We start from the raw sequence: 18286 nt of genomic DNA, 5'->3' as shown, positions 1-18286 counted from the left end.
GCTAGCCGGGCGAGCCCCATCGCGAGCAAGCTCGGCTCCTACAGGTTTGGCGCTGGGCCTGTAGGAGCATGGCTTGCCAGCGATGACTGCCGAACAGGCAACACCTGAACCACGCCCCAGGCCAACTCAAAGATCAGGAAAACCACCAGCAAAGAACTGGCCCCATGCAGCAAGGCATAGAGCTGCCAAGCCGAAAACAGGAATCGACCGACCGCGTCATACCGGCCATAAATCTGCTGCGGATCACGAATCCGCAGCACTGCCCACACGCACACAATCGACCCCAACAGGTTCGCCATCAGCATGTGCATCGGTTCAAACGCAGGCAGTTCACCGGGCAAATCCAACGCCTGACTCACACTCGTCAACACTCCATGCAACGCCGCAAAACTCCACGGCGTGGCAAACGCCGCCGTCACGATCAAGTCATACCAGGCACTGCCTTGCACCACCCGGCGATATTGCGCTGAAGTCCACATCGGCATTGCTCCATAAATTCGGGGAGCAACAAGGCTAAAGCCTGGAGTATGCTCCAGGGTCAAGCCCTCTCGAGACGCCAACATGCGCATCGGTGAATTAGCCCAGGCCAGCGCCGTCAGCCGCGACACGCTGCGCTTCTACGAGCAGCGCGGACTGATCGCGGCGCAACGCAGCGCCAATGGTTATCGCGACTACCCCGCGGACATGGTGCAACTGGTGCAGTACATCAAAACCGCTCAACGACTGGGGTTTACCCTCGGCGAAATCGGCAACAGCGTCGCGGCCATCTGGCAATCACCTGATCCAGACAGTGCCGTCACGCAATTGCTGCAAGACAAACTCAAACTGATCGAAGCCCGGATGGATGAACTCGGCGCGTTGCGTCACGAGTTGCAACAACGGCTCGGGCAACGCTGTCCACTGAATCCATGATCCTCATTTTTCAAGGAAGCCACTCATGTCCAAGGCAAAAACCGCCCTTATCATCGGCGCCTCCCGGGGCCTGGGCCTCGGTCTGGTGAAAACCCTGCTGGCCGACGGCTGGCAAGTGACCGCCACCGTGCGTAATCCACAGAATGCTGAAGCGTTGCAGGCGTTGGGCGACGTGCGCATCGAGAAACTCGACATGGACGATCAGCCCGCGGTGATCGCCCTCAGCGAACAACTCAAAGGCGAGGTGTTCGATCTGTTGTTTGTAAATGCCGGGGTCAAGGGCCCGGACGTGCAAACACCCGGTGGTGCCACGTTGGCCGAAGTCGGCCAGTTATTTTTTACCAACGCCGTGGCACCGATCAATCTGGCCCAGCGTTTCGTCGGACAGATTCGTCCAGACAGCGGCGTGCTGGCGTTCATGAGTTCGGTACTGGGCAGCGTGACCATGCCCGACGCGCCTGAACTGGCGTTGTACAAGGCCAGCAAAGCAGCGTTGAACTCCATGACCAACAGCTTTGTGACGCAACTGGGCGAGCAAAAACTCACCGTGCTGTCGCTGCACCCAGGCTGGGTGAAAACCGACATGGGCGGTGAAGGCGCGGACATCGATGTCGACACCAGCACCCGTGGTCTGGTTGATCAGGTCAATGCCTATACCGGCAAGGGCGGGCATCATTTTGTGAATTACCGGGGTGAAACCATTCCCTGGTAAACAACTCCGCCGACTGTAGGAGCCGGGCTTGCCCGCGATCGCATCAACCAGGTTTCGCTGACAGACCGAGGTGCCTGCATCGCGGGCAAGCCCGGCTCCTACAGGGATTTGTGTTGTCTGGTCGGGCCGGGCTTGCCCGGAACAGCATTTTGTCCGAAACTGCGCCCCTCGCCCCCGCGGCGACCCTGGATCAGCAGACAGGGTAATCACTGAGCTGGCTAACCTGAACCCCACTTTCAGAGGAGCCGGCCAACATGCCTGCGACCCGTACCTGGTTAAAAAACCCCCTCTCCATTTTTACTGCCAATGGCCTCGATGCCCGTGGTGGCCTGGTAGTGCAAGACGGTTTGATCGTCGAAGTGCTCGGCCTGGGACAGCAACCCTCCACGCTTTGCCATGAAGTCTTCGATGCCCGCGAGCATGTGATCCTTCCGGGGCTGATCAACACCCATCACCATTTCTATCAAACCCTGACCCGTGCCTGGGCGCCGGTGGTCAACCAGCCGTTGTTCCCGTGGCTGAAAACCCTGTATCCGGTCTGGGCCCGTCTTACCCCGGAAAAACTCGCCCTCGCCACCAAAGTCGCGCTGGCCGAGTTGCTGCTGTCGGGCTGCACCACTGCTGCCGATCACCATTACCTGTTTCCCGAAGGCCTTGAAAACGCGATCGACGTGCAAGTCGAAAGCGTCCGTGAACTGGGCATGCGCGCCATGCTCACACGCGGTTCCATGAGCCTCGGCGAAAAGGACGGCGGCCTGCCCCCACAGCAAACCGTGCAGGAAGGCGAAGTGATTCTCGCCGACAGCCAGCGCTTGATCGCCGAATACCATGAACGCGGCGACGGTGCGCAAATCCAGATCGCGCTGGCACCGTGCTCGCCGTTTTCGGTGACACCGGAGATCATGTCGGCCAGCGCCGAGCTGGCGAACAAACTCGACGTGCGCCTGCACACGCACCTGGCCGAAACCCTCGACGAAGAAGACTTCTGCCTGCAACGCTTCGGCCTGCGCACCGTGGATTATCTGGACAGCGTCGGCTGGCTCGGCCCGCGTACGTGGCTGGCGCACGGTATCCACTTCAACCCGGACGAGATCGCCCGCCTCGGCACCGCCGGCACCGGTATTTGCCATTGCCCGAGTTCGAACATGCGCCTCGCTTCCGGCATCTGCCCGACGCTGGATCTCACGGCCGCCGGCGCGTTGCTCGGTCTGGGGGTAGACGGTTCGGCGTCCAACGATGCGTCGAACATGATGCTCGAAACCCGCCAGGCGCTGTACATCCAGCGTCTGCGTTATGGCGCCGAGAAGATCACGCCGGAGTTGGTGCTCGGTTGGGCCACCAAGGGTTCGGCGAGTTTGCTGGGACGCACCGATATCGGCGAACTGGCGGTCGGCAAGCAGGCGGACCTGGCGCTGTTCAAACTCGACGAACTGCGCTTCTCCGGCAGCCATGATCCGGTGTCGGCGTTGCTGCTGTGTGGCGCGGATCGCGCGGACCGGGTAATGGTGGGCGGCAAGTGGCGCGTGATTGACGGGCAGGTCGAAGGCCTGGACCTGAAGGGCCTGATTGCCGATCACAGTCAGGCTGCCCGACAGTTGATCGCCGGCGTCTGATAGGACGCCATCGCGGGCAAGCCTTGCTCCTACAGGATTTGCATCGTTCTTGAGAGCGACGCTGTACCTGTAGGAGCATGGCTTGCCCGCGATGCTTTTAAAGGCCCAACAGCGACAACATGATGAACGTCGCAAACAGCACAAAGTGGGTCATGCCTTCGATGGCGTTGGTTTCGCCATCGTTAAGGTTGATCGCGCTGACGATCAGGGTGATGAAAATCATCACCGTCTGCACCGGCGTCATCGCCATCTGGAACGGTTGGCCGGTGTAAAGCGCCATCGCTTCCATCACCGGCACCGTCAGGATGACCGTCGACAGTGACGCCCCCATCGCGATGTTGACGACCGACTGCATGCGATTGGCCAGTGCCGCGCGCAATGCCGTCAGAATCTCCGGCGCAGCCGAAATGGCCGCCACCAGAATCGCAGTTATCACCGGCGGCGCCCCCGTTCCTTGCAAGCCCAGATCCAGGGTTTTGGACATCACTTCGGCCAACGCACCGATCACCACCACGCCAAACACCAACGTGCCGATACTCAGCGCCAGATTGACCGGTTCCGGTTCTTCTTCCGGGACTTTCCGGCGGCGTTTTTCCGGGTAGCTGTAGCTGAAAAAGTAGCTGTGCGGACCAACCTGCATCCGCAGGAACAATGCGTAGAGCACAACCATCGCGCCGATGGTGAAGGCCGAATAGAGTTTCCAGTTGGCCTCGGGAATGAACTCCGGCACCACCATCGATACGCCCATGGCGGTCAGAATCATCACGCTGTAGCTGCGTGCCGAGTCATCGTTGTAGGACTGCTCGCCGTGCTTGAGACCGCCCATCAACGCCGCCAGGCCGAGGATGCCGTTGATGTCGAGCATCACGGCCGAGTAAATCGTGTCGCGCACCAACGTCTTTGAGGCTTCGTTGCTCATCATGATCGCCAGGATCACCACTTCCACCAGCACCGCCGCCAGCGTCAGGATCATCGTGCCGTAGGGATCGCCGACTTTTTCCGCCAGCAACTCAGCGTGACGGGCGACGCGCATGGAGGCGGCGACGATGAACGCAATCAACACCAGTCCGGCGGCCAGCGCGACAGGTTGGCCGTTGTGGAGCATCCAGTGCTCCAGCGGGTACGCGACAACCGCAGCGAGGACGGCCAGCAGCAGAAAGGTTTCTTGCCTGAGAAGTCTGAGCATCGCGATACCTTTTTGCGCAGTGGCGCGAAATCAGTGCGGTGAGCTACTGACTGCGGTGCGGCGCTAACGTTTCGTTAGACCTTAGCGCACCAGTGGATGGCAACCCTGTCTGGCCATGCACTTTTATTGGCCGCACCGACCTCATCGCGGGCAAGCCCGCTCCCACAGGATTTGCGCAGGTCATGTAGGAGCCGGGCTTGCCCGCGATGGCCGTTACGCGATCTCGTGATGTTTGTTGTCCTGTTGGTCAGCAATTTGCATTGCCCCTGCCAACCTCACAACAACATGGAGTTCGAATTCATGCATAACCGTCCGCTGAAGAAGCTGCTTTGCGCCGTCGCCGCCGCCATCGGTCTGAGCGCCAGCCTGATCGCCAGTGCCGCCGTCCCGCTGAAAGTCGGTTTCGTCTACATCGGTCCAATCGGTGACCACGGCTGGACGTATCAGCATGAACAGGGACGCAAAGTGCTCGCCGAAAAATTCGGCGACCAGATCACCACCAACTACGTGGAGAACGTCGCCGAAGGCGCTGACGCCGAGCGGGTAATCCGCAACATGGCCAAGGACAACTACGACCTGATCTTCACCACGTCTTTCGGCTACATGAACCCGACCCTGAAAGTCGCCAGGCAGTTTCCCAAGGTGACCTTCGAACACGCCACCGGCTACAAGCAGGACAAGAACCTCGGCACCTACCTGGCCCGCACTTACGAGGGCCGCTACGTCGGCGGTTTCCTCGCGGCGAAGATGACCAAGACCAAGAAGATCGGCTATGTCGCCTCATTCCCCATCCCGGAAGTGATCCGCGACATCAACGCCATTCAACTGGCCCTGAACAAGTACAACCCCGGCACCGAGATCAAAGTGGTGTGGGTCAACTCGTGGTTCGATCCAGGCAAGGAAGCCGACGCCGCCAACGCGCTGATCGACCAGGGCGTGGACGTGGTGTTCCAGCACACCGACAGCCCGGCACCGATCCAGGCGGCCGAACGTCGTGGTGTGTACGCCGTCGGCTACGCTTCGGACATGGCGCACTTCGGCCCGAAAGCCGTGCTGACCTCCATCGTCAACGACTGGGGCCCGCACTACGTTCAAGCGACCCAAAGCGTGCTCGACCACGACTGGAAATCGCAGGATTACTGGGGCGGCTTGAAGGAAGGCACGGTTGAACTGCCGATCAGCGACCTGGTGCCTGCGGCGGTGAAAACCGAAGCCGAGCAGATCATTGCCGACATCAAGAGTGGCGCGTTGCAGCCGTTTACCGGGCCGATCAAGGATCAGGCCGGCACCGAGAAAATCCCGGCAGGCGTCAGTGCGACCACTGCGCAACTGGCGTCGATGAACTACTACGTCGAAGGCATGAAGGCCGATATTCCGAAGTAATTTTTACTCCTCACACAAAACCCTTGTAGGAGTGAGCCGGCTCCGGGCGGCGTTCCGACGATAGCGGATTATCAGTCAACATGGATGTTGAATGTGACGACCTCATCGCGAGCAGGCTCACTCCTACAATGAATTTCAGCGTTCTTGAGAATTGCGCATGAACCAGCTCCCGATCATCGACATCAGCCCGCTCTACAGCGATGACCAAACCGCCTGGCAATCCGTCGCCAGTCAAATCGATCAGGCCTGCCGGGAGTGGGGCTTCTTCTATATCAAGGGGCACCCGATCAGCCCGGCACGCATCGACGCCCTGCTTGACCATGTCAAACGTTTCTTCGCCCAACCCAGCGCCGAAAAACTCAAGATCGACATCACCCAGACCCGCCACCATCGAGGCTACGGCGCCATCGCCACCGAACAACTCGACCCGAGCAAGCCCAGCGACCTCAAGGAAACGTTCGACATGGGCCTGCACCTGCCCGCCGATCATCCCGACGTGCTGGCGGAGAAACCGCTGCGCGGCCCCAATCGACATCCCGCGCTGCCCGGCTGGCAATCACTGATGGAGCAGCACTACGTCGACATGCAATCCCTGGCGCAAACCCTGTTGCGGGCGATGACGCTGGCGCTGGGCATCGAGCGGGATTTTTTCGATAGCCGTTTCAACGAGCCGGTCAGCGTGCTGCGCATGATCCACTACCCGCCACGCCACACCGCCAGCTCCGATGAACAACAAGGCGCGGGCGCTCACACCGATTACGGCTGCATCACCCTGCTGTATCAGGACACTGCCGGCGGGCTGCAAGTGCGAAACGTAAAGGGCGAGTGGATCGACGCGACGCCGATCGAAGGGACTTTTGTGGTCAACCTCGGCGACATGATGGCGCGCTGGAGCAACGACCGGTATCTGTCGACGCCGCACCGGGTGATCAGCCCGTTCGGTGTGGACCGTTATTCGATGCCGTTCTTTGCCGAACCGCACCCCGACACCGCCATCGAATGCCTGCCGGGTTGCCAGGATGAGCAGCACCTGGCGAAATACCCGGCCACTACCTGCGCGCAATTCCTGCTTTCGCGTTTTGCCGATACCTACGCCTATCGACGGGAACAGGAAGCGGTGTAATCAACCGGCTGGTCAGGTTTTGCTAATTGTTTCCACGGGCATCTGTAGAATGCTCGCCATCTGCACCTGATGAGAAAAGATTATGTACGACTGGCTAAACGCCCTGCCCAAGGCAGAATTGCACTTGCACCTCGAGGGTTCGCTGGAGCCTGAGTTGCTGTTCGCCCTGGCCGAACGCAACAAGATCGCCCTGCCATGGAGCGACGTCGAAACCCTGCGCAAGGCGTACGCCTTCAACAACCTGCAAGAGTTTCTCGACCTGTATTACCAGGGCGCCGACGTGTTGCGCACCTCTCAGGATTTCTACGACCTGACCTGGGCATACCTGTTGCGCTGCAAGGCGCAGAACGTGATTCACACCGAACCGTTCTTCGATCCACAAACCCATACCGACCGTGGCGTGCCCTTCGAAGTGGTGCTCAACGGCATCGCTGCGGCCCTCAAGGATGGCGAGCAACAACTGGGCATTACCAGCGGTTTGATCCTGAGCTTCCTGCGCCACTTGAGCGAAGAAGCAGCCGAGAAAACCCTCGACCAGGCGCTGCCGTTCCGTGATGCGTTTGTGGCCGTGGGCCTGGACAGTTCGGAAATGGGCCACCCGCCCAGCAAGTTCCAGCGTGTGTTTGACCGTGCCCGTCACGAAGGCTTCCTGACCGTGGCCCACGCCGGTGAAGAAGGCCCGCCCGAGTACATCTGGGAAGCCCTCGACCTGCTGAAAATCCAGCGCATCGACCATGGCGTGCGCGCCATCGAAGACGAGCGTTTGATGCAGCGAATCATCGACGAGCAGATCCCGCTGACCGTGTGCCCGTTGTCGAACACCAAACTCTGCGTGTTCGATCACATGTCCCAGCACAACATTCTCGACATGCTCGAGCGTGGCGTGAAAGTGACCGTGAACTCCGATGACCCGGCGTACTTCGGCGGCTACGTGACCGAGAACTTCCATGCGCTGTACACCGACTTGGGCATGACCCAGGATCAGGCCAAGCGCCTGGCGCAAAACAGCCTGGACGCCAGATTGGTCAAGCCATAAGCCACACCGCATAAACCGGAGGTTGCTGCATCTCTACAGCGCCATTTCGAGCTCGGTCTCTTTGGCGAAGCGATGGATTTCTCGCTGCCCTGCGGTGGTCACCTGCAGGGCGCGGGAGTCGTTGGGCAGGCTCAACCAGCCCGACTGCATGAACAATTGCAACAGTGCCGCGCCCAGTGAACCGCCCATGTGCGGGCGTCTTTCGCTCCAGTCGGGACAGGCACAGGCAACCCTGCTGTTGCGATGGGCCAGTGCCTGGATGAACACACCTCGTGTCGCCAGTTGGGTTGAGCCCTTGTGAGTAATCATGACCCGCTGATCGATCTGTTCGATCCAGCCTGCATCCAGCAGGCGCTGGTAAAGGTCGGCGGCCAGGGTGCCTCCCAAATGGTCATCGCACAGTCTGGCCCGCAGCAGTGACGAAGGCGCGGCCTGAGGTTTGGCGATGGGGTTCGGGCGCTTGAAAACATCCGGGACTTCTTGTGGCGTGCTGGCCAGGGTCGCGCTGGCCAATGCCTCGATGGCTGCACCGACCTCGGGGGCCGCCAAGCGGAAAAATCGCTTTCGGCCACGGATTTCAACCCTCAACAGACCGCCTGCGGACAATCGCCCCAAGTGTGCGCTGGCCGAAGAGGGTGACAGGCCGGCCAACAACGCCAGCTCTTCGGTTTGCCGCGCCGTGCCGTCCATCAAGGCCCACATCATTGCGCTGCGCTTTGGGTCAGCCAGCAATGTGGCGATCTGGCTGATGCAAGGTGCATGTTCCATGTATTCACTCCCTGTTGAATCGTTTCGTCTGCTGCTCAGAGACATCTTGACCAGTAATGTGTGGTCGGCCAAGACGCGGAAACCGCCATAAGCCGGGCGAAGCTCACCCACTCCCCTGTGCCATTGCTTCGCAGCCAGGGCGAAGGCCGGGTGATTGAGCGGGGTACCGCGCCGACTGGAACGCGGACTCGCCATCGCGAGATCGACGGTGCGTACATGAGGCGGCGCTAGTATAAGCGCGTTAACCGCCGGTTCCTGCCCGTGGGAAACCGTGGGTGGTGATAGTTGCTGAGAGAAATTTCGCTATTTGCCTGCGACTAATGATCGATCCCCGCTATCGTCGGAAATTGACTGCCTAATTGAGCGCATCGGCTGGCAAGCATTTCCCGTAACAGGTTCACCGGCTTACTCAATTGTGCGCGATGAGCGCACAGCAAATTCAGAGGAGCGCGCTCACAGAGCAACTCCGGCATCAGCACCTTCAGTCGCCCGGCGAGTACATCGGCGGCGACATCGAGCCAGGACTTGTAGGCGATCCCCGCGCCGGCAACGGCCCACAACCGGACGACATCGGCATCGTCACTGAAACGGTCACCACTGACGGTCAGGCCAACCTCGCGCTTGCCGTCATGGAAACTCCAGTGATCGTGGACCCGGCTGCCGAGCATGAATAACAAACAATTGTGCTGAGCCAGTTGCTCGAGCTGCCGGGGCTCGCCATGTCTGGCCAGGTAAGCGGGCGCCGCACACAACACCCGGCGGTTCTGCGGGGCGATGGGCAATGCCACCAGACTAGAGTCTTCCGGCTCGCCGTAGCGCAGGGCAATGTCCACCGGTTGGCGGAACAGGTCGGCAATGCGGTCTCCCAGCAATAGCCGCACGGTCAGTTTCGGGTGCTCACGCTGAAACTCGTCCAGCCAGGGCAACAACAGATTGCGGCCGAAGTCCGACGGTGCGGACAGTTGCAAAATCCCGCTGACCTGGTCCTGACCACTGGCCAGCAAGCGGCGTCCTTCGTCCAGATTGCTCAGGGCGGCGCGGGCATATTCCAGGAACCCCTCGCCTTCGGCGGTCAGGCGCAGGCTGCGGGTTGAACGCGCGAGCAACCGCGCGCCCAGTTGCTGTTCGATGCGCTTCAACGCCGCGCTGGCCACGGCCGCCGACATGTCCATCACCCGCGCCGCCGCCGACAGGCTCCCCAGGTCGGCAGCCCGGACGAACAACTGCAAGTCATCGAAACGCAGCATTTTCAGCCTCGATTATCAAAAAAATATTGAAAGAGACTGCTCTTTTAGCGGGTTTTATCTTGCTGTGAAATAGCCAATCATCTGTGCCATCGAATTCATTACGCTCCCGGAGTCGTCCATGTCCCAGCCATTTACCGCCATTGCCACGCTCATCGCCAAAGCCGGCCAGCAAGAGGCCCTTGAACGGCACCTGCGTGCACTGCTGGAACCAACCCGCGCCGAGGCCGGTTGCGGCCAATACGATCTGCATCAGGACCTCGCCAATCCGCATGCCTTTTACATGATCGAGCAGTGGAGCAGCGACGAAGCCCTGGAGGCGCATGACGCCAGCGCCCACATCCAGAATTTCCGGGCCAAGGCCGGCGATTTTCTCGAACACTTTGATCTCAAGCGCCTGCGCACCGTGGCCTGATCCCTAGTGCCGATCCGCACTTTTGTAGCAGCTGGCGAAGCCTGCGTTCGGCTGCGGAGCAGTCGTGAAATCAGGCGATGCGGTGTTTCAGGAAATCCGCGCGTACAGGATTTACGACTGCTCCGCAGCCGAACGCAGGCTTCGCCAGCTGCTACGGAGTGCGCCTCGGCTTAAATGATCGGTATCAGGCTGTCCCCTTTCTTTTATTACCTTTCGGAAACCCCTGTATGAAAGCCATCGCCTATTACACCTCGTTGCCGATCAGCGACGAACAATCCCTGCAAGACATCGAGTTGCCGGAACCGGTTGCGGGCCCGCGCGACCTGTTGGTGGACGTCAAAGCCATCTCGGTCAACCCGGTGGACACCAAAGTCCGCCAAAACGTCCAGCCTGAAGACGGCGCGGCCAAGGTGCTGGGTTGGGACGTGGCCGGGGTGGTCAAGGCTGTCGGTAAAGACGTGACCTTGTTCAAGGCTGGCGACAAGGTCTTTTACGCCGGCTCCATCGCCCGTGCCGGCGGCAACAGCGAACGGCATGTGGTGGATGAGCGGATCGTCGGCCACATGCCGAAAACCCTGGGTTTCGCTGAAGCCGCCGCGCTGCCACTGACCGCGATTACCGCCTGGGAATTGCTCTTTGAACGCCTGCAAGTGCGTGAAGGCCAAACCGACGAAGGCCAGCGCCTGCTGATCGTCGGCGCGGCGGGTGGGGTGGGTTCGATCCTCACACAGCTGGCCAGTCAACTGACCGGGCTCAAGGTCATCGGCACCGCTTCCCGCGCGCAAACCCAGAGTTGGGTTCGTGAGTTGGGCGCGGACCTGGTGATCGATCACAGCCAACCGTTGAGCGAAGCGCTCAAGCGTGCCGGGGTGGAATACGTGACCCATGTCGCCAGCCTGACCCAGACCGATCAGCACCTGGATCAATTGGTCGAGGCGCTGGCGCCGCAAGGCAAACTGGCGCTGATCGATGATCCCAAGTCACTGGACGTGACCAAGCTCAAACGCAAGAGCCTGTCACTGCACTGGGAGTTCATGTACACCCGCTCGCTGTTCGAAACCGCAGACATGATCGAGCAACACAAGTTGCTGAACCGCATCGCCGCGCTGATCGACGCCGGGACGTTGAAAACCACGGTCGGCGAGCACTTCGGCAGCATCAACGCGGCCAACCTGCGCCGTGCCCATGCGCTGCTGGAGAGCGGCAAAGCCAAAGGCAAGATTGTGCTGGAAGGGTTCTGAAACATGATGAAACAGTGTCGTTCCTGAAGGAACGACACCGTCAGTCTGAGAGTTGACGCCTGTCACAATAGCGATCGTATTCAGGACTACAATCGAAACCTCTGCGGCACAATCTTTACGTGGCAGTTATTACGAGAGGAGAGGTCAGCAATGAAGATCCTGATAAAAGAATTGGCTAAATCTCAATGGCAGGTCCGCCTGGACCAGCATGCCGTGACATTTCGCAGCGAAGCCGAAGCTCTGGCCTTTACCCGAACCCTCGAAGCACGCCTTTACGCCCCCCATCAAATTCCCGGTCGCCAGCAGCGAGCCGCTGGCTGACCCCGTCTTCAGGCCTGCGCTTGCGCCAACGCCCGAACCTTTTGCAAACGCCGGGTGAACATCGCCGCGCTCACCACCAGAACACCACACAGGCTGATGACCATCGCCATCGGTACGGCACTGCCATCGTGTAAAACACCGACCAGCGCCGCGGCACCCGCCGCGACGCTGAATTGCAGACACCCAAGCATCGCCGACGCACTGCCGGCGCGGGCGCCCTGCCCGTTCATCGCACACGCCGAAGCGTTGGGCAAAATGCAGCCGAGGCTGGCGATGCAAATAAACAGTGGAATCAGCAGAGGCCACAAGTGCGCGGGGTGCAAGGCGCTGACGGCGAGCAGCGTCAAACCGGCGGTCAGGTAAACCCACACCGCACGCGCCAGCAAGAACGCCGGACCCCGCTTGGCCAGCAATCGCGCATTGACTTGCGCCACCAGAATGAACCCCGCCGCGTTGGTGCCGAACAGCCAGCCGAAATGCTCGGCCGGTACGCCATAGAGCTTGATGAAAACGAACGGCGAACCGGCGATGTAGGCAAACATGCCGGCGATGGCGATGCCGCCCGTCAAGGCATGACCGAGAAAGATCCGATCCGACAACAGGCGACCGTACTGCCGAAAAGCCCCGGACAACGGCTGACGCGGCATGTGTGCGGGCAGGCTTTCCGGCAACCCGAGCGCCACGGCCAGCGCAGCCAAGGCACTGAAACCGGTCAACGCCAGGAAAATCGACTGCCAGCCCGTGGTGTTGACCAGCAAGCCGCCGAGCATCGGCGCGAGGATCGGCGCCAGGCCCATGACCAGCATGAGTTGCGAATAGACTTTCGCCGAACCCACCGCATCGCATTTATCGCTGACCACCGCACGGGATATCACCATGCCCGCACAACCGCCCAACGCCTGGACAAATCGTGCGCCGATCAGCCATTCCAGGCTCGGTGCATAGGCACAGGCCAGCGACGCAAGGGTGAACAAACCAACCCCGGCCAGCAATGGAATGCGCCGACCGAAACGATCGGCCACCGGGCCGTAAGCCAGTTGGCCAATCGACAAGCCGAGGAAATACGCCGCCAGTGTCAGTTGAACGTGTTGTTCATCGGTGCCGAAGGCGAGTGCCATCGCCGGGAAGGCCGGCAGATAGAAGTCGATCGCCAGCGGACCGAAAGCGCTGAGGGCGCCAAGAATCAAAATGGTACGAAAGTTCATCAGGCATCCAGTTGGGCATGAGTCAGCAGGCCGACAGTCTAGCCGTGCATGAACGCCTTGAACATTCCGATAGCTCGCTAACTATTAAAAAACACTGAATGCCTTGTGTCAGGCGACTTTGACCTCGTAGCCTTCTTCGCTGATCGCGGCGATCACTTGCTCGACCGTCAACGCGCTTTCAACGCCGACTTCCTTGGCCGCCAGATCGACCCGCACGCTGGCCGCCGGATCCATGGCTTGAAGTGCCTGAGTGATGGCTTTGACACAGTGACCGCAAGACATGCCTTGAACGTTGAACACTTGCATGGTGTGGCTCCTTTGTTGAGATTGCGTGCAGTCTCGAGCTTGCCACCATGGCAAGGTCAAGTTCTTGAACAAACTGCCGGGCTGGCAATCGGCGTCGCGCTCGGCCAAGCTGCGTGCATCAATGACTCGACTTCAGGAGATTCAGCCATGCGCTGGTCAGCTCTCAGCCTGTTTGGCTTCCTCAGCCTCTTTGCCGCGACACCTTCGGTTCAAGCCGCCGGGGAGGACTATGGCGTACTGATCATTTCCCGCGAGCGCCTGGAAGTCGCCACCTCCTGCGAAATCGGCGTGTACATCCAGGATCAACTATCTGCTCGACTGTTCCAGGAACAAAGCACCTCGTTCAACCTGCCGCCGGGCAATGTGTCCTTGCGCCTCAAGCTGCTGCCGGGCCAGGCGCCGGGTTGCAACCCGGGCATGCTCGCGCCGGGTTCGCAGATCATCTCGCTCAAGGCGGGTGATGTGTTGAAGTACCGGATTGCGATGACGCAAGAAGGGATGCACCTCAAGCGAGCAGACCTGGAATATTGACCCGCTGATCGTTCACGCGCTCCGCGTGGGAACGATCGCGGTGCCATAAATAATGGCGCTTGACCTTGCCAGCATGGCAAGGTTGATCCTGTAGGTCTCTACTACAGGGAGCGTGAGCGATGTCCGAATCCACCACTTTCGATTTGCCGATTGCCGGCATGACGTGCGCCAGTTGCGCCGGGCGTGTCGAGCGCGCCTTGAGCAAAGTCATCGGCGCCTCCGCCGTCAGCGTCAACCTGGCCACTGAACAGGCCCGAGTCCAGGCGCCCAGCGACAGTTTGCCGGCGTTGATGGCGGCGGTTGAACAGGCCGGCTACAGCGTGCCCCGGCACACTCTGGAACTGAGCATCGACGGCATGACCTGCGCCTCGTGCGTGGGCCGGGTCGAACGTGCGCTGGCCAAGGTGCCGGGCGTGAAGAGCGTCAGCGTCAACCTGGCCAACGAGCGCGCCCACCTCGAACTGCTCGGCCACGTCGATCCGCAAACCCTGATCGCGGCGGTGACCAAAGCGGGTTACTCCGCCAGCGTCTGGGAAGTCGAACACCCGCAAACCGACACTCAACAACAGCGCCTGCACCGCGAGCGTTGGGCGTTGATCATGGCCATCGTCCTCGCCTTGCCGCTGGTGCTGCCCATGCTGCTGCAACCATTCGGCGTGCACTGGATGCTTCCCGCCTGGGCGCAATTCGCCCTGGCAACGCCGGTGCAATTCATCTTCGGCGCACGCTTTTATGTGGCAGCCTGGAAAGCCGTGCGCGCCGGGGCCGGGAATATGGATTTGCTGGTTGCCCTCGGCACCAGCGCCGGTTACGGCCTGAGTCTTTACGAATGGGCCACCGCCGCCGGGCGCATGCCGCACCTGTATTTCGAAGCCTCGGCCGTGGTGATTGCCTTGGTCCTGCTCGGCAAATACCTGGAAAGCCGCGCCAAGCGCCAGACCGCCAGCGCCATTCGCGCCCTCGAAGCCTTGCGCCCGGAGCGGGCGATTCAGGTGATCGACGGTCGCGAACAAGACGTCGCCATCAGTGCCCTGCGCCTCAATGACCTGGTCATGGTCAAACCCGGCGAACGCTTCCCGGTGGACGGCGAAGTGGTCGACGGCCAGAGCCACGCCGACGAAGCGCTGATCAGCGGCGAAAGCCTGCCGGTGCCCAAGCAACCCGGCGACAAGGTCACCGGTGGCGCGATCAACGGTGAAGGGCGCTTGTTGGTGCGCACCCAGGCCTTGGGCGCGGAAACCGTGTTGGCACGCATCATTCGTCTGGTCGAAGACGCCCAGGCCGCCAAGGCGCCGATCCAGAAACTGGTGGATAAAGTCAGCCAGGTGTTCGTGCCCACCGTCCTGCTGATCGCGCTGGCGACATTCATCGGCTGGTGGCTGTACGGCGCGCCGATTGAAACAGCCCTGATCAATGCCGTCGCGGTGCTGGTGATTGCCTGCCCCTGTGCCCTGGGACTGGCCACACCAACAGCCATCATGGCCGGGACCGGCGTGGCCGCACGCTACGGGATACTGATCAAGGACGCCGAAGCGCTGGAACGTGCGCATGAAGTCAGTGCGGTGGTGTTCGACAAGACCGGCACGCTGACTTCGGGCACACCGCGGATCGCGCATTTGACCGCCATCGACGGTGACGAATCCGCCCTGCTGCAAATGGCCGGCGCGCTGCAACGGGGTAGCGAACACCCGCTGGCCAAGGCCGTGCTGGACGCTTGCGCCGAACGCGGTTTGAACTTGGCGGATGTCAGTGACAGTCAATCGCTGACAGGGCGAGGCATCGCCGGCACGCTGGAGGGTCGTCGACTGGCATTGGGCAATCGTCGTCTATTGGAAGAAAGTGGTTTAAACGCAGGATCATTGGCTGACTCGGCAACCGCCTGGGAAACCGAAGGCCGGACGCTGTCCTGGCTGATCGAACAAAGCCCCGAATCGAAAGTGCTCGGCCTCTTCGCCTTTGGCGACACGCTCAAACCAGGCGCCCTGCAGGCGGTGCAACAACTCAGCGCAAGGAACATCAGCAGCCACCTGCTCACCGGTGACAATCGCGGCAGTGCCAACGTTGTCGCCCAGGCGCTGGGCATCAATGACGTCCACGCCGAAGTGCTGCCCGCCGACAAAGCGGCCACCGTCGCCACCCTGAAACAAACCGGCGTGGTCGCAATGGTCGGCGATGGCATCAACGACGCCCCGGCCCTGGCGGCCGCGGATATCGGCATCGCCATGGGCGGCGGCACTGACGTGGCCATGCACGCGGCCGGGATTACTTTGATGCGCGGTGACCCTCGGCTAGTGCCGGCGGCGCTGGAGATCAGCCGCAAGACCTACACGAAGATCCGGCAGAACCTGTTCTGGGCCTTCGTCTATAACCTGATCGGCATTCCGCTGGCGGCGTTCGGCTTCCTCAACCCGGTGCTGGCCGGTGCGGCCATGGCATTGTCGAGCGTCAGCGTGGTGAGCAATGCGTTACTGTTGAAAACCTGGAAGCCCAAGGACCTGGAGGACAATCGATGAACATCGGTCAAGCAGCCCGCCAAAGCGGCCTGAGCGCGAAGATGATTCGTTACTACGAGTCCATCGGCCTGCTCAAGGCCGCACATCGTACCGAGAGCGGCTACCGCGTTTACGGTGACGACGACCTGCACACCCTGGCCTTCATCAAGCGTTCCCGGGACCTGGGGTTTTCGCTGGAAGAGGTCGGCAAGTTACTGACCCTCTGGCAGGACCGCCAAAGAGCCAGCGCCGATGTGAAGGCCCTGGCCCGTCAGCACATCGACGAACTGAACCAGAAGATCCGCGAACTCGGCCAACTGCGCGATACCCTGCAAGACCTGGTTGAGCACTGCCAGGGCGACCATCGTCCCGACTGCCCGATCCTCAAGAATCTCGCGTCGGGCTGCTGCGCCGAACCAGTTCGTCCCTGATCGCCAGCCCCTTCACCACCAACAACGTGGTGAGCGGAATGCCGTGGAACAGCAGCACCACGGCCCCCGGCGTCCACCATGAGTAAAACGGCGCGGCGATCAGCATGCCGACGCCGAACCCGGTCATTTGCAGCAGGGTCAGTAAGCTGAAAATCGGCAGACGCAGGCTGTCCGGTTCACGCTGCAGGCGCGACATCAGCCCCACCTCAGAGAAACCGTCGCCCAACCCCGCGGGCAGGGAAAACAGGAGCAAGCCGTACAGGGTCGGCTGCTGAAACATCAGGATGAAGCCGCAGGACATCAGCAACACCCCGAGAAAAAATCGCCGCTCCAGGTGGGCGTTGTCCGAGCCTTTCAGGCGACTGGCAATGCGCGCACCGATGAATTTCCCAAAGGCCCATACCGCCAGCATCAGTCCCAGCGTGGTGCTGGCCGATTCTGGGGTCAGCAGTTTGGAAACAATCGGCAACCCCACGTTATGTGCAGCGCTGCCCAAGGTGTCGGCCATGGTGACGGCGAGCATCGCGGCCACCACCGGTGCATTGCGCAGCCCTTGGCGCAGGGCCGACCATTCACCCCGCTCATGGGTCGATCCATCACTGGTCACCGGGATGGAAAAGCGCAGTGGCAAGATGAATAACGCGGCCAACAGATACGTCACCACGTTCAGCGCAAACACCGTTTCAAAACCAAACGCCGCGACCAGCAGCCCCGCCACCAGACTGCCGCCGACCATCGCGGCCGAGGAGGCAGAGGTGATCCAGGCATTGGTCTTGAGCAGGTGTTCGCCATCGATCAAGTGCGGCAGCTGACTGTTCAGGCCGATGGCAAACATCGAGTTACCCAAACCCAGGCCGAATGCGATGACAGGGAGCAACAGCGCCTGTTGATCAACCGGCAGCACCAGCAATAAGCCAAGCAAACCTGCGCGCAACAGGTCGAAGGCGATCAACGGCATGCGCCCGCCCCAGCGGCGATAAAACGCGGTACCGATCAGACTGGCGAAAATCCCTCCGCCGACACGACTGGCGAGGAAGATGCCGACACTCATGGCGCTGTTGCTGAGCAGGTAAACGTAAGTGGCCAGGGCGACCATGTTGAGAAAGGCGCCGAAATCCGAAATCAGACGGGCGGCAATGATCAGTCGGGCGTTGCGGGTGGAGGTGTTCACATTCAGTCCTTGAGTGTGGGGAGTATGGCTGTTGTGGATTGTCTGGTCTGACGCCATCGCGGGCAAGCCACGCTCCCACAGGTTTTGTGTCGACCATGGCGTTCGGGACCGACACTAAACTTGTGGGAGCGTGGCTTGCCCGCGATTGAGGCGACGCGGTTACAACAAATGGCACCCACAAAAAACCCGGCCGAAG

19 protein-coding genes are annotated in these 18286 nt (G+C 60.9%); 12 read left to right on the top strand and 7 right to left on the bottom strand.

Features of this window, described 5'->3' with window-relative positions; translation table 11 throughout:
* Window positions 1-38: 38 nt before the first annotated feature.
* On the bottom strand, window positions 39-479 hold the full coding sequence (locus C7534_RS08510) for a hypothetical protein (RefSeq protein ID WP_109785519.1): 441 nt from the start codon (window positions 477-479) through the stop codon (window positions 39-41).
* Window positions 480-561: 82 nt separating this feature from the next.
* Here C7534_RS08510 and C7534_RS08505 point away from each other — a divergent pair, with 82 nt between their 5' ends.
* From C7534_RS08505 to C7534_RS08495, 3 genes are all read left to right on the top strand, one after another.
* A complete protein-coding gene (locus C7534_RS08505; RefSeq protein WP_077432433.1) occupies window positions 562-912 on the top strand; it encodes a MerR family transcriptional regulator in 351 nt (116 codons plus the stop codon).
* A gap of 25 nt (window positions 913-937) precedes the next feature.
* The gene (locus C7534_RS08500) at window positions 938-1624 is read left to right on the top strand and encodes an SDR family oxidoreductase (RefSeq protein WP_109785518.1); all 687 of its coding nucleotides are present in this window, start codon (window positions 938-940) and stop codon (window positions 1622-1624) included.
* Between the two features lie 254 nt (window positions 1625-1878).
* On the top strand, window positions 1879-3237 hold the full coding sequence (locus tag C7534_RS08495) for an 8-oxoguanine deaminase (RefSeq protein ID WP_109785517.1): 1359 nt from the start codon (window positions 1879-1881) through the stop codon (window positions 3235-3237).
* 97 nt (window positions 3238-3334) lie between these two features.
* On the opposite strand, the gene C7534_RS08490 is transcribed toward C7534_RS08495, so the two are convergent.
* Entirely contained in the window at window positions 3335-4423 is a 1089-nt protein-coding gene (locus C7534_RS08490) for a calcium:proton antiporter (protein WP_109785516.1), read from the bottom strand.
* 300 nt (window positions 4424-4723) lie between these two features.
* Between C7534_RS08490 and C7534_RS08485 the strand changes: the two genes are divergently transcribed.
* From C7534_RS08485 to C7534_RS08475, 3 genes are all read left to right on the top strand, one after another.
* Window positions 4724-5806 (top strand): BMP family ABC transporter substrate-binding protein, encoded by a 1083-nt coding sequence (locus tag C7534_RS08485; RefSeq protein ID WP_077432445.1) that lies wholly within the window; start codon window positions 4724-4726, stop codon window positions 5804-5806.
* 157 nt (window positions 5807-5963) lie between these two features.
* On the top strand, window positions 5964-6929 hold the full coding sequence (locus C7534_RS08480; protein WP_109785515.1) for an isopenicillin N synthase family dioxygenase: 966 nt from the start codon (window positions 5964-5966) through the stop codon (window positions 6927-6929).
* Between the two features lie 82 nt (window positions 6930-7011).
* Complete coding sequence (locus C7534_RS08475; protein ID WP_046032961.1) at window positions 7012-7965, top strand: adenosine deaminase; 954 nt, start codon at window positions 7012-7014, stop codon at window positions 7963-7965.
* 33 nt (window positions 7966-7998) lie between these two features.
* On the opposite strand, the gene C7534_RS08470 is transcribed toward C7534_RS08475, so the two are convergent.
* Window positions 7999-8733, bottom strand: a complete 735-nt coding sequence (locus C7534_RS08470) for an ArsR/SmtB family transcription factor (RefSeq protein WP_109785514.1) — start codon at window positions 8731-8733, stop codon at window positions 7999-8001.
* 317 nt (window positions 8734-9050) lie between these two features.
* The gene (locus C7534_RS08465; RefSeq protein ID WP_046032963.1) at window positions 9051-9980 is read right to left on the bottom strand and encodes a LysR family transcriptional regulator; all 930 of its coding nucleotides are present in this window, start codon (window positions 9978-9980) and stop codon (window positions 9051-9053) included.
* Between the two features lie 118 nt (window positions 9981-10098).
* Between C7534_RS08465 and C7534_RS08460 the strand changes: the two genes are divergently transcribed.
* The 3 genes from C7534_RS08460 to C7534_RS32595 all read left to right on the top strand — a co-directional run bounded on the left by C7534_RS08460 (window position 10099) and on the right by C7534_RS32595 (window position 11954).
* Complete coding sequence (locus C7534_RS08460; protein ID WP_109785513.1) at window positions 10099-10392, top strand: putative quinol monooxygenase; 294 nt, start codon at window positions 10099-10101, stop codon at window positions 10390-10392.
* A gap of 227 nt (window positions 10393-10619) precedes the next feature.
* The gene (locus tag C7534_RS08455) at window positions 10620-11633 is read left to right on the top strand and encodes a zinc-binding alcohol dehydrogenase family protein (protein ID WP_046032965.1); all 1014 of its coding nucleotides are present in this window, start codon (window positions 10620-10622) and stop codon (window positions 11631-11633) included.
* Between the two features lie 150 nt (window positions 11634-11783).
* Window positions 11784-11954, top strand: a complete 171-nt coding sequence (locus C7534_RS32595; RefSeq protein ID WP_175649049.1) for a hypothetical protein — start codon at window positions 11784-11786, stop codon at window positions 11952-11954.
* A gap of 8 nt (window positions 11955-11962) precedes the next feature.
* Here the strand turns inward: C7534_RS32595 and C7534_RS08450 are convergent, their stop codons facing one another.
* Together C7534_RS08450 and C7534_RS08445 are read right to left on the bottom strand one after the other, a co-directional pair.
* Window positions 11963-13159 (bottom strand): multidrug effflux MFS transporter, encoded by a 1197-nt coding sequence (locus C7534_RS08450; RefSeq protein ID WP_109785512.1) that lies wholly within the window; start codon window positions 13157-13159, stop codon window positions 11963-11965.
* A gap of 108 nt (window positions 13160-13267) precedes the next feature.
* Entirely contained in the window at window positions 13268-13465 is a 198-nt protein-coding gene (locus tag C7534_RS08445) for a cation transporter (protein ID WP_046032967.1), read from the bottom strand.
* A 147-nt stretch (window positions 13466-13612) separates the two neighbouring features.
* Between C7534_RS08445 and C7534_RS08440 the strand changes: the two genes are divergently transcribed.
* The 3 genes from C7534_RS08440 (at window position 13613) to cueR (ending at window position 16919) form a co-directional block, all read left to right on the top strand.
* Complete coding sequence (locus C7534_RS08440) at window positions 13613-13996, top strand: hypothetical protein (RefSeq protein ID WP_109785511.1); 384 nt, start codon at window positions 13613-13615, stop codon at window positions 13994-13996.
* Window positions 13997-14115: 119 nt separating this feature from the next.
* Complete coding sequence (locus C7534_RS08435; protein ID WP_109785510.1) at window positions 14116-16509, top strand: heavy metal translocating P-type ATPase; 2394 nt, start codon at window positions 14116-14118, stop codon at window positions 16507-16509.
* Window positions 16506-16919 carry a Cu(I)-responsive transcriptional regulator gene (gene cueR / locus C7534_RS08430; protein ID WP_046032970.1) on the top strand — a complete coding sequence of 138 codons (414 nt, stop codon included), beginning with the start codon at window positions 16506-16508 and terminating at the stop codon, window positions 16917-16919. Before C7534_RS08435 ends, cueR begins: the two co-directional genes overlap by 4 nt.
* Here the strand turns inward: cueR and C7534_RS08425 are convergent.
* A complete protein-coding gene (locus tag C7534_RS08425) occupies window positions 16873-18090 on the bottom strand; it encodes an MFS transporter (protein ID WP_109785509.1) in 1218 nt (405 codons plus the stop codon). The two genes, cueR and C7534_RS08425, sit on opposite strands and share 47 nt — an antisense overlap.
* Window positions 18091-18286 lie beyond the last annotated feature (196 nt).

It is taken from the genome of Pseudomonas sp. OV226, assembly GCF_003148705.1.
Lineage (GTDB): Bacteria > Pseudomonadota > Gammaproteobacteria > Pseudomonadales > Pseudomonadaceae > Aquipseudomonas.
This window is presented reverse-complemented; position numbering and strand designations above follow the sequence as displayed.